Source organism: Veillonella sp. S13053-19, from assembly GCF_002959835.1.
Taxonomy (GTDB): Bacteria; Bacillota; Negativicutes; order Veillonellales; family Veillonellaceae; genus Veillonella; species Veillonella rogosae.
Map to the genome: position 1 here is coordinate 114,149 of NZ_PPDA01000010.1, position 13,678 is coordinate 127,826.

A 13,678-nucleotide genomic window follows, 5' to 3' on the forward strand; every position below is an offset into this window, starting at 1 on the left:
TTATGCCTCAGACAATGCAGCAATACCTGGTAGGATTTTGCCTTCTAGGAATTCTAAAGATGCACCACCACCTGTGGAGATATGGCTAATTTTATCTGCCAATCCACTTTTTTCAATGGCTGCTACAGAGTCGCCACCGCCAACGATAGTCATCGCATCAGATTCAGCTACAGCTTTCGCTACTGCATTCGTACCAGCTGCAAAGTTTTCCATTTCAAATACGCCCATAGGACCATTCCAAATAATAGTCTTCATTGGCGCCAATGTTTCTACATAGAGTTCACGTGTTTTAGGCCCAATATCTAATACCATCCAGCCATCTTCAATTTGATCAACGTCAACGATTTTAGTATTTGCATCGTTGCTGAAAGCATCTGCTACTACAGCATCGATAGGTGTTAACAATTTAGCACCTGCTACGCGAGCTTCCATAACAAGATCTGTGGCGATAGCTTCTTGACCTTCTTCAAATAAGGAGCTACCAATATTGCAGCCTTGTGCTTTAATGAACGCATTAGCCATGCCCCCACCGATGATCATTACATCAACCTTAGGCAAAAGGTTAGAAATAACAGAAATTTTATCTGTTACTTTTGCACCACCAATGATTGCCGCCATAGGTGTTTTAGGATGTACAACAGCTGCACTTAATGCATTAATTTCTTTTTTGAGCAAGAAGCCTGCAGCCATTGGGATATAATCAGCAATACCAACTACAGATGCTGCATTACGGTGAGATACACCGAACGCATCGTTGATGGCTACATCCGCAAGAGATGCCAATTGTTTAGCAAACTCAGGATCATTTTTAGTTTCTTCATTGTGGTAACGCAAGTTTTCAAGCATTAATACATCGCCAGATTGCAATGCTTTCACAGCTTCTTCAACTTTAGGACCAATGCAGTCATCTACGAATGCTACAGGTTTGTTGATAAGCTCAGATAAATGTTTCGCACATGGTGCCAAAGACATTTCAGGCTTACGTTCTCCTTTTGGACGACCAAAGTGAGAAGCAAGGATAACCTTTGCCCCTTGTTCTACTAAATAGTTAATAGTAGGTAATGCACTACGAATACGAGTGTCATCAGTGATGACACCGTCTTTCATAGGTACATTAAAATCAACACGAACAAATACTGTTTTATTAGCTACTTGTAAACCTTCGATTGTTTGTTTCATCAAAGCCTCCCGATTATAAGCCTTTGCTTGCTACGAATGCTGCCATGTCGATAAGACGTTCGGAGTAACCCCATTCGTTATCATACCAAGAAACGATTTTAACCATGTTGCCGTCCATAACCATTGTTAAATCAGCATCAACAATGGAGCTACGAGGGTCAGAACCAAAGTCACAAGATACCAATGGCACATCGGATACACCAAGGATACCTTTTAATTCACCAGCTGCTGCTTTGCGGAATGCTTCGTTGATTTCTTCTTTAGTAGCTGGTTTTTCAAGTTCGCAAACAAGGTCTGTAGCAGATACGTCTGGAGTAGGAACACGCAATGCAAAACCATCAAGTTTACCTTTTAATTGAGGCAATACCAAAGCTACAGCTTTAGCTGCGCCAGTAGTTGTAGGGATGATGGACATAGCTGCTGCACGAGCACGGCGAGGGTCTTTATGACGCGCATCAAGAATTTTTTGGTCATTAGTATAGGAATGAATTGTAGTCATCATACCGCGTTTAATGCCGAATTCATCGCACAATACTTTAGCGAATGGAGCCAAGCAGTTTGTTGTGCAAGATGCGTTGGAGATGATGTGGTGTTTTGCAGGATCGTACATATCTTGGTTAACACCCATAACCATTGTCAAGTCTTCGTTTTTACCAGGTGCAGAAATCAATACTTTTTTAACTGTAGGTTGTTCTAAATGAACTTTTGCTTCTTCTGCATCGCGGTATTTACCTGTACATTCTATTACGATTTCTACGCCTTCTTCAGACCAAGGCAATTTGGAAGCATCGCGGTCGTGGAATACGCGGATTTTTTTACCATCAACATAAAGGTTGTCTTCATCGAATGTTACTTCGTTAGGAATTGTACCATGTACAGAGTCGTATTTTAATAATAATGCAGTACCTTCATTATCACCAGTTGCATTAATCGCCACAACTTCTACGTCAGGATTATTAATCGCTGCGCGAACTACACATTTACCGATACGACCAAAACCGTTAATACCAACTTTTACTGCCATTGTTAGATCCTCCTAATAACAAAAATTCTAACCAAATTCAAACTAAAATTTATAACTACTCATTCTCCTATAAGGCAGAAATTTGTAACAATTGACGCATGCCTTCGGCGGCTTGCTCATCAATGATGAGTATACCTTTCTGGCAAGCTCGCATGACACCAATAATTGCGCTCGCCTTCTCTTGTCCACCTGCTACAGCAATAACATTTGGCACCTTTGCTACATCAGGCAGGGATAAACCAATATTATTAGTGGAATAAATCAACTTGCCATCCATATCACAATATTGTCCCAGCGCCTCGCCTACAGCATGATTATCTACCAATTGTTTGCGTACCTCATCAGCAATGTGACGCTGATCGGCCATGCGCATGGCTGTACCAATGCCAAACAACAATACATCAGTCCTACTAATGAGATCCCCAATTTCCTTGATTTGCGGTTCACAAGTCATGAGCATATGCAATGAGTCTTGTGAAAGCCCATCTGGTAAATGAAGCATCTTGTAAGTCCCACGAAGTCGTTCAGCCAGTACAGAAGCGATGACATTAGCTTGGTATTCCACTACCGCACCAACACCACCACGAGCTGGCACTACAGTAGGATTAAATGGTAAAATCGGCATTTCTTCCGCTACTGCTGCCATGGTGCTACCACCACTAATAGCCACTACTGAATCAGGCTCTAATAACTCCTGTAACAGTTTTGCCGCAGCGAAGCCCAGCTTTTTAACCATTAACGTTCCTTCTGTAGGTGTAATGATAACCCTATCGATGGAAAGTGCTTCCGTCAATCGGCTTTCTAGTTCGTTAATACGATCTAGTTCGTTTAAAAAATTTCGTAACTTCGGAACAATTGATTGTCCTTCGTCAGTGAGAAAAATCCCCGGTTTATAAATGTCTACTAGACCATTTGCACGCATCAACTCAATATGACTTCGTACGGTTCGCTCTGGAAGGTCCGTCGCTGTAGCTAATGTCCTGCGGCCTATAGGCTCTTCATAAACAAGGTGGTTTAGTATCTTGTATCGCTCCTTTAATACGCTAACGATTTCAGGAACAATACGTTCACATATCATTAGAAACTCGTTCATCGGGTCCCTCCTTTACCCGTTGGGATTGTATGAATCGTTTTTCGTCCCATGTGAACAAAATTCGTCCCACCTAAAATAAAAAAATACCTTTACACATTTATTTTATACCCTATGTGAATTTTATTCAACCCTAAATAGCAGAAAACGACATGCTTTTGAGACAATTTAATACAAGTTTTATGCCTAAAAGTATGTCGTTTATTTTAATTTATTTTGTACCGAAGATACGGTCACCAGCATCGCCTAAACCAGGCAAGATGTAACCATGATCATTGAGTTTTTCATCAAGTGCTGCTACGTAAACAGGTACATCAGGATGTTCCTTATTTACAACTTCAACGCCTTCTGGAGCCGCTACGAGGCACATCAATTTGATGTGTTGAGCACCTTTTTCTTTTAACAAAGTAATAGCTGCTGCTGCGCTACCACCAGTTGCCAGCATTGGGTCAGTTACGATGAAATCGCGTTCGCTTACATCAGTTGGCAATTTGCAGTAGTATTCTACTGGTTTTAAAGTTTCAGGATCACGGTATAAACCGATATGACCAACCTTTGCAGTTGGAATTAAGTTAAGCATACCATTTACCATGCCAAGGCCAGCACGAAGAATTGGAATAATACCTAATTTTTTACCTGCAATACGTTTACCAGTCATTTTCATTAATGGTGTTTCTACCTCTACATCCTCAAGTGGTAAGTTGCGTGTAATTTCATACCCCATCAACATAGTAATTTCATCAAGTAGTTGTCTGAAGTCTTTTGACCCTGTTTGCACATCACGCATCAATGTAACTTTGTGTTGAATCAACGGATGTGTCATAACATTAACTTTCATGACTGTCCTCCTATAAAACAATATACGTATCTCTTTGTAGCAATTTAACTATCATATTAACTCTATCATAGAATGTAAAATAGTGCCATAAAAATATTAAAAGGGATATGCCAAGGCACATCCCTTTTATATTACTTATAGGCTTGTAGGCCTATGAATATGTAATGACTGTCATTAATCTATTAGATTAGTACAATGGATACGCTTCACAAAGTGCAGCTACGCGTTTGCTAGCTTCTTCATGAACAGCTTTATCCTCAGGATTTTTAAGAACTGCTGCAATAATATCAGCAATTTCTTCCATATCTTTCACTTGCAAACCACGAGTTGTAAGCGCTGGCGTACCAAGACGGATACCGCTTGTTACAAATGGGCTAGCTGGATCGAATGGAATTGTATTTTTGTTACATGTAATACCTACTTCATCGAGTAAGTGTTCTGCTTCTTTACCTGTTAAGCCAGTGCTGCGAACATCTACAAGCATAACGTGAGTATCTGTACCACCAGAAACGATTGTTAAGCCTTTATCTTGCAATGCTGCAGCCAATGCTTTTGCATTGTCGATAATTTGTTGCGCATATACTTTGAATTCAGGTTGTAATGCTTCGCCTAAGGCAACAGCTTTAGCAGCGATAACATGCATCAAAGGACCACCTTGGATACCAGGGAAGATAGATTTATCGATTGCTTTAGCATATTTTTCTTTGCAAAGAATCAAACCACCACGAGGACCACGCAATGTTTTATGAGTTGTAGTAGTTACGATATCAGCATATTCTACAGGGTTTGGATGTAAGCCCGCTGCTACAAGACCTGCAAAGTGAGCCATATCTACCATAAAGATAGCATCTACTTCGTGAGCGACTTCAGCCATTTTCTTGAAGTCGATTTGACGGCTATAAGCACTACCACCAGCGATGATCAATTTAGGTTTTGCTTCTAATACAATTTTACGGAACTCATCATAGTCGATTTGTTGTGTTTCTGCATCTACACCGTAAGGTACTACATTGAAATATGTACCAGATACGTTAACTGGAGAACCATGAGTCAAATGACCACCGTGGGACAAGTTCATACCCACGATAGTGTCGCCAGGTTGCAATAATGCAAAGTACACACCAAAGTTAGCTTGGGAGCCAGAATGAGGTTGTACGTTAGCATGTTCAGCGCCAAACAAGCGTTTTGCACGTTCGATAGCCAATGTTTCGATAACGTCAACATTTTCACAACCGCCATAATAGCGTTTACCAGGATACCCTTCTGCATATTTATTAGTTAATACGCTACCTTGAGCTTCCATAACTGCTTGAGAAACAAAGTTTTCAGAAGCAATCATTTCTAATTTATCGCGTTGACGTGCCAATTCTTGATTGATAACAGCTTGAATATTAGGGTCTTGTTTTTCTAAGAAACTCATGAGTATCCTCCTCGTACAAAACAAATATCTATAGGTAATGATGTATTATTTCTCTAATGCTTTAATTTTCTCTACACGGCGTTCGTGGCGACCACCTTCAAATTCCGTTGCCATCCAAATAGTAACGATATCTTTAGCAAGACCAGGACCAATAACGCGTTCCCCCATTGTAAGGATATTGGCATTATTATGTTCACGACATGCGTGTGCAGAGAATGTATCATGACAAAGAGCCGCTCGAATGCCCGCTATCTTATTTGCTGCAATACCAATACCGATGCCAGTACCACAAATTAGAATACCGCGATCTGCTTTACCAGACACGACTGCATTTGCTACAGGTACGGCAATATCTGGATAATCGCAAGATTCCGCTGTATGAAAGCCAAAATCTTCTACTTCATGTCCCAATGCACTTAATACTTCTTTAACGGATGCTTTTAAATTCAATCCGCCATGATCACAACCGATTGCAACCTTCATAATATCATCTCCTATGCTTTCTGAGGGGCTGTTTTAAGGCCTTCCTCAACTAAATGATAAATTTGCTCCGCACATTGATTATATATGATTTGATCAGCGCCATATGGGTCAGTAACATCACCATCTTGACCACCCCACTCGGAAATCGTTCTGATTTTACCTTCCTCAAACGGGAATTGGCGAAGTAGTACGGATTTATGATCTTTCGTCATACCGATGATTAGATCTGCTGCATTGACGAGCTCCATAGTTAATGGTCTCGATTCATGGTCAGAAATATCAGCAATGGAACGGACAGCTACAACGGCTTGTTCAGTCGGCTTTGCTCCATAAGCGGCAAATAGGCCAGCTGATACAGTCGTTACATCCTTATGTTGCTCCGCTGCAAGGGCCCGTGTAATTCCTTCTGCCATAGGACTACGGCAAGTATTACCGGTACATACAAATAAAATATTCATAATAACATCCTTACTTAATCACATTTTGTGATTACTTTATACATTATAGCAAAAATATCCAATATGTAAAGACATATTTCTATTATCAGTGGACATTTATAATGTTAGAAAATTTACTTATAAATGATATGATGACCGGATGCTTTTTCCATTCGGTTCATAATGGCAACACCAAAACCGTCATCATTCACACCTTCTGTTAAGATTAGGGTAACATGATTTTCGTTAAAATGTAATAGGCTTTTATAAAAGTCATGGCCTAATGCGAGTGCATCTCCATGATGTCCAAAACAATGGCACATGAAACGCGAATCATCTTTAATAAGCTCATAGGTCTCATGACTTACTAAACAGCCAATAGGCCCTTCTATACCTTTAGAAAGTTCATTAAAAGTATTAGCTATAGATTCTGGAGTACCAACGACAACAGTCATAGGTGCATCAGGAGCATAATGTGTATACTTCATACCAGGCGCCTTAGGTTTAGTTTCAGCACCTACTAAGGCTGTATCGTATTCGACATTGGAAACAACAGTTTCTAGCTGTGCCTTTGTAATACCACCTGGTCGTAAAATAATAACTTTATCATCATGCACTTCTACTACAGTAGACTCTACTCCGATTGTGCAAGGACCAGCATCTAAAATATAAGAAATACGACCATTCATATCGTTATATACATCTTGAGCTGTAGTTGGACTGGGACGGCCTGAAATATTAGCACTTGGCGCTGCTATAGGTATACCTGCACGCTGTAACAACACGCGACATCCATCATGATCAGGACAGCGAAGCGCTACACGAGGTAACCCACCTGTTGCACGGTCTGGCACTAAATCAGACTTAGGTAGTGTAATCGTTAAAGGTCCTGGCCAAAAATTATCCATCAAGGCTTGAGCCGTTGAAGAAACTTCAGTGACTAATGGTTTAATACTTTCACTATTGGGAATATGCAAAATCAATGGATTATCTGATGGACGGCCTTTGGCAGCATAGATTTTATCCATCGCCTCTGGATCTAGACCATTAGCACCCAAACCATATACAGTTTCTGTCGGTATAGATACCAATTCACCATTGCGTAAAGCACGGGCTAACATATCTATATCTTGTTCAGATGGATTTGTAATAATTTTAGTATCCATATTAGCCCTCATACACAGCTGTAACTACGCGATTATGTCCACCTAGATCAGCTATAAATTGAATATTTGAATATTGACCGGTTGCTTCTAATAGTTTTCTTACCGCCTCAGCTTGGTCATAGCCAACCTCAAAGGCTACTCGACCATTAGTTTCTAAATAATCACCACATTCTCTGGCGAGAATACGATAGAATACAAGTCCATCCTCTCCACCAAATAACGCAATATGAGGCTCATTTAACACATCTTGAGACAACATCTTTGCATCACCAGTACGAATATATGGCGGATTAGAAACGATGAGGTCAAATTTCTCATCCGTTCCACGCAAAGCTGAAAACATATCAGAGTCTTTAAATTCAACTCGTTCAGTTAACTTAAAGGAGTCTGCATTCTCTCTAGCTAGTGGCAAAGCATCTGTAGAGATATCTAAACCTACACCTACTGCATTTGGCAAATAGTGTAATAAACTTAGCAATATCGTCCCTGGACCAGTACATATATCAAGAATGCGTATAGTACAATCTTCAGAATACGTATCTAGTACATGTTCAATCAATGTTTCCGTATCAGGTCGTGGAATTAAAACTTTATCGTTCACCTTAAAGGTAAGGCCCATAAAGTCCTTTTGCCCCGTAATAGATGCTACACTATATCCCTTAGCTCTTTGCTGTACAAGTGGTCTAAAGGCATCTAGCTCCTCTTGAATTAGAGGTTGGTCATAGTGAGTATATAGATAAATACGATCTTTACCTAAAACGTGAGAAAGCAGTACTTCCCCATCAAGTCGAGGTGTATCCATCTCCTTGCTTTGAAAGTACTGCTCTGTCCACTGGAGAATACGACCGATTGTCCAAATCTCCTTATGCATTTGTATTAGCCTCCTGCATTTTTGCCGCTTGGTCAGCAGCATTTAAGGCTTGAATTATTTCATCAAGATCGCCATTTAATACAGCATCTAGTTTATAAAGTGTTAAGTTAATACGGTGATCTGTTACGCGACCTTGTGGGTAGTTGTACGTACGAATACGTTCACTACGGTCACCAGTGCCAACTTGGCTCTTACGATCTGCTGCCATACTAGCTTGCGCTTCTTGTTCAGCTTGGTCTTGTAATTTAGCACGTAATACGCGCATTGCTTTATCTTTATTTTTAAGCTGAGAACGTTGATCTTGGCATGCTACAACAATACCAGTTGGTAAGTGAGTAATACGAACGGCAGACTCAGTTTTATTAATATGCTGGCCACCTGCACCACTCGCACGGTAAGTGTCGATTTTTAAATCTTTTTCATTAACTTCAATATCGACATCTTCCATCTCTGGTAATACAGCTACTGTAACTGTAGACGTATGTACACGACCTTGTGTTTCTGTAGCAGGTACACGTTGTACGCGATGTACACCAGATTCGAATTTCATCTTAGAGTATACATTCTCACCTTCTACAGAGAAAACAACCTCTTTAAAGCCACCTAGTTCAGGTTCATTCGCATCGATAATTTCACAACGCCACCCTTGGCTTTCCGCATATTTTGTGTACATACGGAACAAGTCGCCTGCAAATAATGCTGCTTCGTCACCGCCAGCACCACCGCGAATTTCAATGATAATATTCTTATCGTCATTAGGATCCTTCGGCAATAAGAGGATTTGTAACTTCTCTTCTAATTCCTCTTTTTGAGGTTTTAACTCTTTTAATTCCTCTTGAGCCATTTCGCGGAATTCTTCATCCAAAGATTTATCTTCGATAACTTCCATAGCTTCATCAAGGCCAGCTAATACTTTTTTATAAGTACGGAATGTTTCAACTGTTTCAGATAATTGGGAATGTTGACGTGTCAATTTACGCCATTCATCTTGGCGAGCAATAATTTCAGGGTCACTGATGCGCTGCTCAAGGTCCATAAATTTATCTTCAATAACTTGTAATTTATCTACTAACATGTTTATTCCTCTTCATATGCATCACTCTCAGGAGGACGAACCTCTTCAAGAGCACGTATAGCTACTTCAATTTGATCATCTTCTGGTTCACGTGTGGTCATGTATTGTAATACAAGACCTGGTTTAATGATGGCTTTCACAAAGGAATGCTCACTGCGTCCAGCAAGACGAATGACCTCGTACGCAATACCTGCTACTACGGGCATAAGCAGTACGCGGCTCAGAATACGTTCTACCAAATTAGGCCAACCTAAAAAAGCAAATACAAAGATACTCACCACCATAACGATAAGTAAGAAGTTTGTACCACATCGGGCATGTAACCGACTTTGTTTACGAACGTTTTCTACGGTAAGAGGCAAATCTAATTCATAAGTATGAATTGTTTTATGCTCTGCCCCATGATATTGGAAAACTCGTTGAATATCCTTCGTAAGACCAATCCCCCAAATGTAGAGCAAGAATAGCACTAAACGAATGACACCTTCAATGAGATTTAATACTACATGATTATCCTGTACACCAGGAATAAATTTTACGATAAATGTTGGCAAAGCCAAAAATACAGCTATCGCAAAGACTGTGGAAATAACCATGGTAATGGCAATTTCACTATTAGACATTTCCTCCTTTTCATCACCAGCTGCCTTGGCAGAAAAAGACAATGCCTTCATGCCAATCACTAGAGATTCATAAAGAGCTACACAGCCACGAAGAAATGGTTTTTTCAAAATTGGATATGTGTCAGCAATAGATTTTGTAGCCTCTTTTTGAACTACAATTGTGCCTGCTGGCTCACGTACAGCTGTTGCCGTATAGCCAGGGCCTCTCATCATGACACCTTCGATCACAGCTTGTCCACCGACAAACTTTTTAATACGTTCTGTGTTCACAAGAGCTCCTCTCATAAACAAATAGAGGCAGAGCCCATAGCCCTGCCAATAGATGCTACATTACATGACAAATTATTTGCCGTAACGTTTGTTAAATTGTTCAATACGACCACGAGCTTGAGCTGCGCGTTGTTGACCAGTGAAGAACGGATGGCATTTGGAGCAAACGTCTACACGAAGGTCTTCTTTTACAGAGCCAGTTTTGAATGTGTTGCCACAACCGCAAGTTACTGTAGCTTCTTTATAGTCTGGATGAATACCTTGTTTCATTCTATACACCTCTTTCCGACAATCAATATTATTCTTATAGATTATAGCATGACACTTGTACAAATGCAAGTTGCCAATACTATTCCTTGGATGCTTGTTTTTCTTCAATAGACTCAGCTAGGATAGTCTCTAAATCGCTTTCATTAAGGATATCGCGTAACGCAATAAGCTCCTCTAAAGAAAGAGTAATACCCTTTTTCATGCTTGTATATTCACTATCCCAAGCGCGAAGATCAAACTTAGGATTGTATTTGCCCCAGCTAGTACATGTTAATTGTTTTTTCCAACCATCTTTATCTTCAGACAAAGTGCCGATAACTTTGAAGATTTCAAAATTGATAACTGCCATGGTGCCTCCTTTCTTACACATGCGTGTAGTATGTTTCTTACCTACTATATTTAGTAGTTCATATTTTTTAGGATACGATATATTTTAAACTAAAAGCTTAAGTTTTACAATTAGTTTTTATAGTCGCTGTAATCTTCAATATCAATAGATGTTGTAGGAGGCATAACTTGAGCCCCTAATGTATCTACTGATTCTTTCCAGTTCTCTGTTGCTGCTGTGACAGCGTTAATATACGCTTCATCTGCTGCCTGAACAGATTCAATTAATTGAGCTTCATCTTTTACATCTAAAACGCGACGACGTACGCTGCTAAGCATATAGCCGAAGGATTCAGCTGTTTGCACAAGCATAGAAATTTCTTGAATCAATGTTTGACCAATGGTACTGCAGAAGTACGCATACCACATATAAGCAAGTTCTGCGTCAGGGAACATCCAGTATACATCATCTGTAGGTGCATCTGTCGTAATATCTACGTCTACATGATCTGTATGACGTTTGAAAGTAAGGAAGTATGCTCCACTTTCAACTAGAGCATTGCGACCTAATTCAGATACTCGACTATCGATACAGTAAATACCATCTTGACCTAACGCCACATCTGTTTGACCACCTGGCAATGAAATAGAGCGCAAAGATAAGCCATAATTCAACACTGTAAATACTGGTAATTGAGCAAATACACCATGAGGCAACGGAATATAATTAATCGCCTTCCACTCGTCACCTACACGTTCACGAAGGCCAACGCGCATCTTTTTAACATCGTATTTACCGTATACGATTTCATAGGCCCCTAAAGGAGTCCACTCGCGAATTACTTCCACACGTTTTTGGTTCAAAAAGAATTGTAAGGCCATATTGTTTAAGCCCAATTGATTTTGTGCCATCGTAGCAGGTAAGAACAATTGTGCAGTCCCTTCTGGCACCAAGTTATGTAAACCGTTAGCCACTTCTTCTACAATATCTTCAGAAGATTGGAACATACCCACAGTACCTGTAAAGATATGATCAAAGTAACTGCGATGTGGCCAATGATTAATGATTTGAGCCATTGGATATAGACGAGATAAGATGCTATAGCATACTGGAGACGCTGTGTAGAGAACAACCTTTTTATCTTCATAAGATTGAAGAATTTCTCCTACCATACCAGCATATTCTTCTACATAGGCGTAAAGAACCAGCTCCCCTGTTTTGCTATGAGCTTCAATACTTTCACGAACAGGAGTCTCCCAGATAGTACCAACATCTAGACCATCTAAAATACCTGTGTCACTAATAAAATCAAATAATTCGACTCTAAAGGAAGGGCCATATAGAGCTTGGAATGTATTCAAATCATATGGAACAGGGCCAAAAGATTCTACTGTAGATTTTTCTGCTAACGCATATAAATCATCAGCCGTAACGCCCCACTCACGGGAGCTAGCATTACTAGAAATTAATTGATCTAACACTTTAAAACGCATTAACTCATTTACAATATCAATACCTTCAATGCTATGAGTAGCACAAAGGGCAATAAATTCTTCGTTATTTACTTTCATATTAAACCTTTCCAGCTGAAGGACATAAGTGATTTAAAAAACATTCTTCACATAATGGCTTACGAGCCTTACATAGTTTACGACCATGATAAATCAACCAGTGATGAGCAGCCGACCAATCCTCTTTAGGAATTGCCTTTTGCAACTTTAATTCCATCTCTTCTGGTGTTTTAGCAATACCCAGTTTTAATCGGTTAGACACACGGAATACATGAGTATCTACAGCAATCGCTGGCGTACCAAACAATACAGATACTACCACATTTGCAGTCTTACGACCTACACCAGGTAATTCAACGAGTTGATCAAACTCCCGTGGCACTTCCCCGTGGTATTGTTCTACTAGAATCTGACAAGTGGCAATCAAATTTTTGGCTTTAGATTTATAAAGGCCACAGTCCTTAATCAGAGTTTCTAATTTGGTAACCCCAATTGCTAACATCTTAGCCGGATGATTTAGTTCAGGAAATAACCGTTTAGTAACAATATTAACTCTCTCATCCGTACATTGTGCAGATAATACGACTGCCACTAATAATTCAAATTCATTTGTATACTCAAGGGCAGGTTTTGCATCAAAATAATGCTCTTGCAATAATTTCAATTGCTCTGCCTTTATTGCTTTTGTTACACGCATATAACTCTCCTTTCTCACTTGTGAAAGTACAGACGCGTACAACTTATATCTTACCATACGTATTCATTTAGTTCTATGTTATAATAAATCATGTTATTCTAATATAGAATACAGGAGGTCAATATGAGCAATATTAACGATACATTAAAACGTATAAATGAACTAGCAGCAAAGAAAAAATCTGGGCAACAACTCACACCAGAGGAATTAGCAGAAAAAAAAGAACTTTATGAAATTTACTTAAGCTTCATTCGAGGCCAAATCACAGATACATTGGACCGTGTTGAATTCGTGGATCCTGAAACAGGTGAACGTACAGCTCCTAAACAAGCGCTCGAAAACTTGGCTAAAAAAGCTGACCAAGACATTAAAGAACATAAAGATATTCACTAATAT

At 39.7% G+C, this 13,678-nt stretch carries 16 protein-coding genes; 1 reads left to right on the forward strand and 15 read right to left on the reverse strand.

The window, feature by feature from the left end; all coding sequences use genetic code 11:
* The 15 genes from pgk to nth all read right to left on the reverse strand — a co-directional run bounded on the left by pgk (position 1) and on the right by nth (position 13,282).
* A complete protein-coding gene (gene pgk / locus VEHSUH06_RS07055; RefSeq protein WP_105098319.1) occupies positions 1-1,179 on the reverse strand; it encodes a phosphoglycerate kinase in 1,179 nt (392 codons plus the stop codon).
* A gap of 13 nt (positions 1,180-1,192) precedes the next feature.
* Entirely contained in the window at positions 1,193-2,203 is a 1,011-nt protein-coding gene (gap, locus tag VEHSUH06_RS07060; protein WP_009351659.1) for a type I glyceraldehyde-3-phosphate dehydrogenase, read from the reverse strand.
* Between the two features lie 67 nt (positions 2,204-2,270).
* Complete coding sequence (locus VEHSUH06_RS07065) at positions 2,271-3,296, reverse strand: sugar-binding transcriptional regulator (protein ID WP_105098320.1); 1,026 nt, start codon at positions 3,294-3,296, stop codon at positions 2,271-2,273.
* A 208-nt stretch (positions 3,297-3,504) separates the two neighbouring features.
* On the reverse strand, positions 3,505-4,131 hold the full coding sequence (gene upp, locus VEHSUH06_RS07070) for a uracil phosphoribosyltransferase (protein ID WP_105098321.1): 627 nt from the start codon (positions 4,129-4,131) through the stop codon (positions 3,505-3,507).
* A 187-nt stretch (positions 4,132-4,318) separates the two neighbouring features.
* Positions 4,319-5,551, reverse strand: coding sequence for a serine hydroxymethyltransferase (gene glyA, locus VEHSUH06_RS07075; protein ID WP_054748807.1), 1,233 nt, complete (start codon positions 5,549-5,551; stop codon positions 4,319-4,321).
* Between the two features lie 45 nt (positions 5,552-5,596).
* Positions 5,597-6,034 carry a ribose 5-phosphate isomerase B gene (gene rpiB, locus VEHSUH06_RS07080; protein WP_105098322.1) on the reverse strand — a complete coding sequence of 146 codons (438 nt, stop codon included), beginning with the start codon at positions 6,032-6,034 and terminating at the stop codon, positions 5,597-5,599.
* Positions 6,035-6,045: 11 nt separating this feature from the next.
* Complete coding sequence (locus VEHSUH06_RS07085) at positions 6,046-6,492, reverse strand: low molecular weight protein arginine phosphatase (RefSeq protein WP_105098323.1); 447 nt, start codon at positions 6,490-6,492, stop codon at positions 6,046-6,048.
* Between the two features lie 113 nt (positions 6,493-6,605).
* A complete protein-coding gene (locus VEHSUH06_RS07090; RefSeq protein WP_105098324.1) occupies positions 6,606-7,637 on the reverse strand; it encodes an L-threonylcarbamoyladenylate synthase in 1,032 nt (343 codons plus the stop codon).
* A gap of 1 nt (position 7,638) precedes the next feature.
* Entirely contained in the window at positions 7,639-8,508 is an 870-nt protein-coding gene (gene prmC / locus VEHSUH06_RS07095; protein WP_105098325.1) for a peptide chain release factor N(5)-glutamine methyltransferase, read from the reverse strand.
* The gene (gene prfA / locus VEHSUH06_RS07100) at positions 8,501-9,583 is read right to left on the reverse strand and encodes a peptide chain release factor 1 (RefSeq protein WP_009351626.1); all 1,083 of its coding nucleotides are present in this window, start codon (positions 9,581-9,583) and stop codon (positions 8,501-8,503) included. The genes prmC and prfA overlap by 8 nt, the downstream gene beginning before the upstream one ends.
* A gap of 2 nt (positions 9,584-9,585) precedes the next feature.
* Positions 9,586-10,491 (reverse strand): DUF1385 domain-containing protein, encoded by a 906-nt coding sequence (locus tag VEHSUH06_RS07105; RefSeq protein ID WP_105098326.1) that lies wholly within the window; start codon positions 10,489-10,491, stop codon positions 9,586-9,588.
* 57 nt (positions 10,492-10,548) lie between these two features.
* Positions 10,549-10,746 (reverse strand): 50S ribosomal protein L31, encoded by a 198-nt coding sequence (gene rpmE / locus VEHSUH06_RS07110; RefSeq protein ID WP_004696185.1) that lies wholly within the window; start codon positions 10,744-10,746, stop codon positions 10,549-10,551.
* Positions 10,747-10,825: 79 nt separating this feature from the next.
* Complete coding sequence (locus tag VEHSUH06_RS07115; RefSeq protein ID WP_005386267.1) at positions 10,826-11,095, reverse strand: YdbC family protein; 270 nt, start codon at positions 11,093-11,095, stop codon at positions 10,826-10,828.
* 110 nt (positions 11,096-11,205) lie between these two features.
* Entirely contained in the window at positions 11,206-12,645 is a 1,440-nt protein-coding gene (locus VEHSUH06_RS07120) for a hypothetical protein (protein WP_105098327.1), read from the reverse strand.
* Between the two features lies 1 nt (position 12,646).
* The gene (gene nth, locus VEHSUH06_RS07125; RefSeq protein WP_105098328.1) at positions 12,647-13,282 is read right to left on the reverse strand and encodes an endonuclease III; all 636 of its coding nucleotides are present in this window, start codon (positions 13,280-13,282) and stop codon (positions 12,647-12,649) included.
* Positions 13,283-13,405: 123 nt separating this feature from the next.
* Between nth and VEHSUH06_RS07130 the strand changes: the two genes are divergently transcribed.
* A complete protein-coding gene (locus tag VEHSUH06_RS07130) occupies positions 13,406-13,675 on the forward strand; it encodes a DUF896 domain-containing protein (protein WP_105098329.1) in 270 nt (89 codons plus the stop codon).
* Positions 13,676-13,678 lie beyond the last annotated feature (3 nt).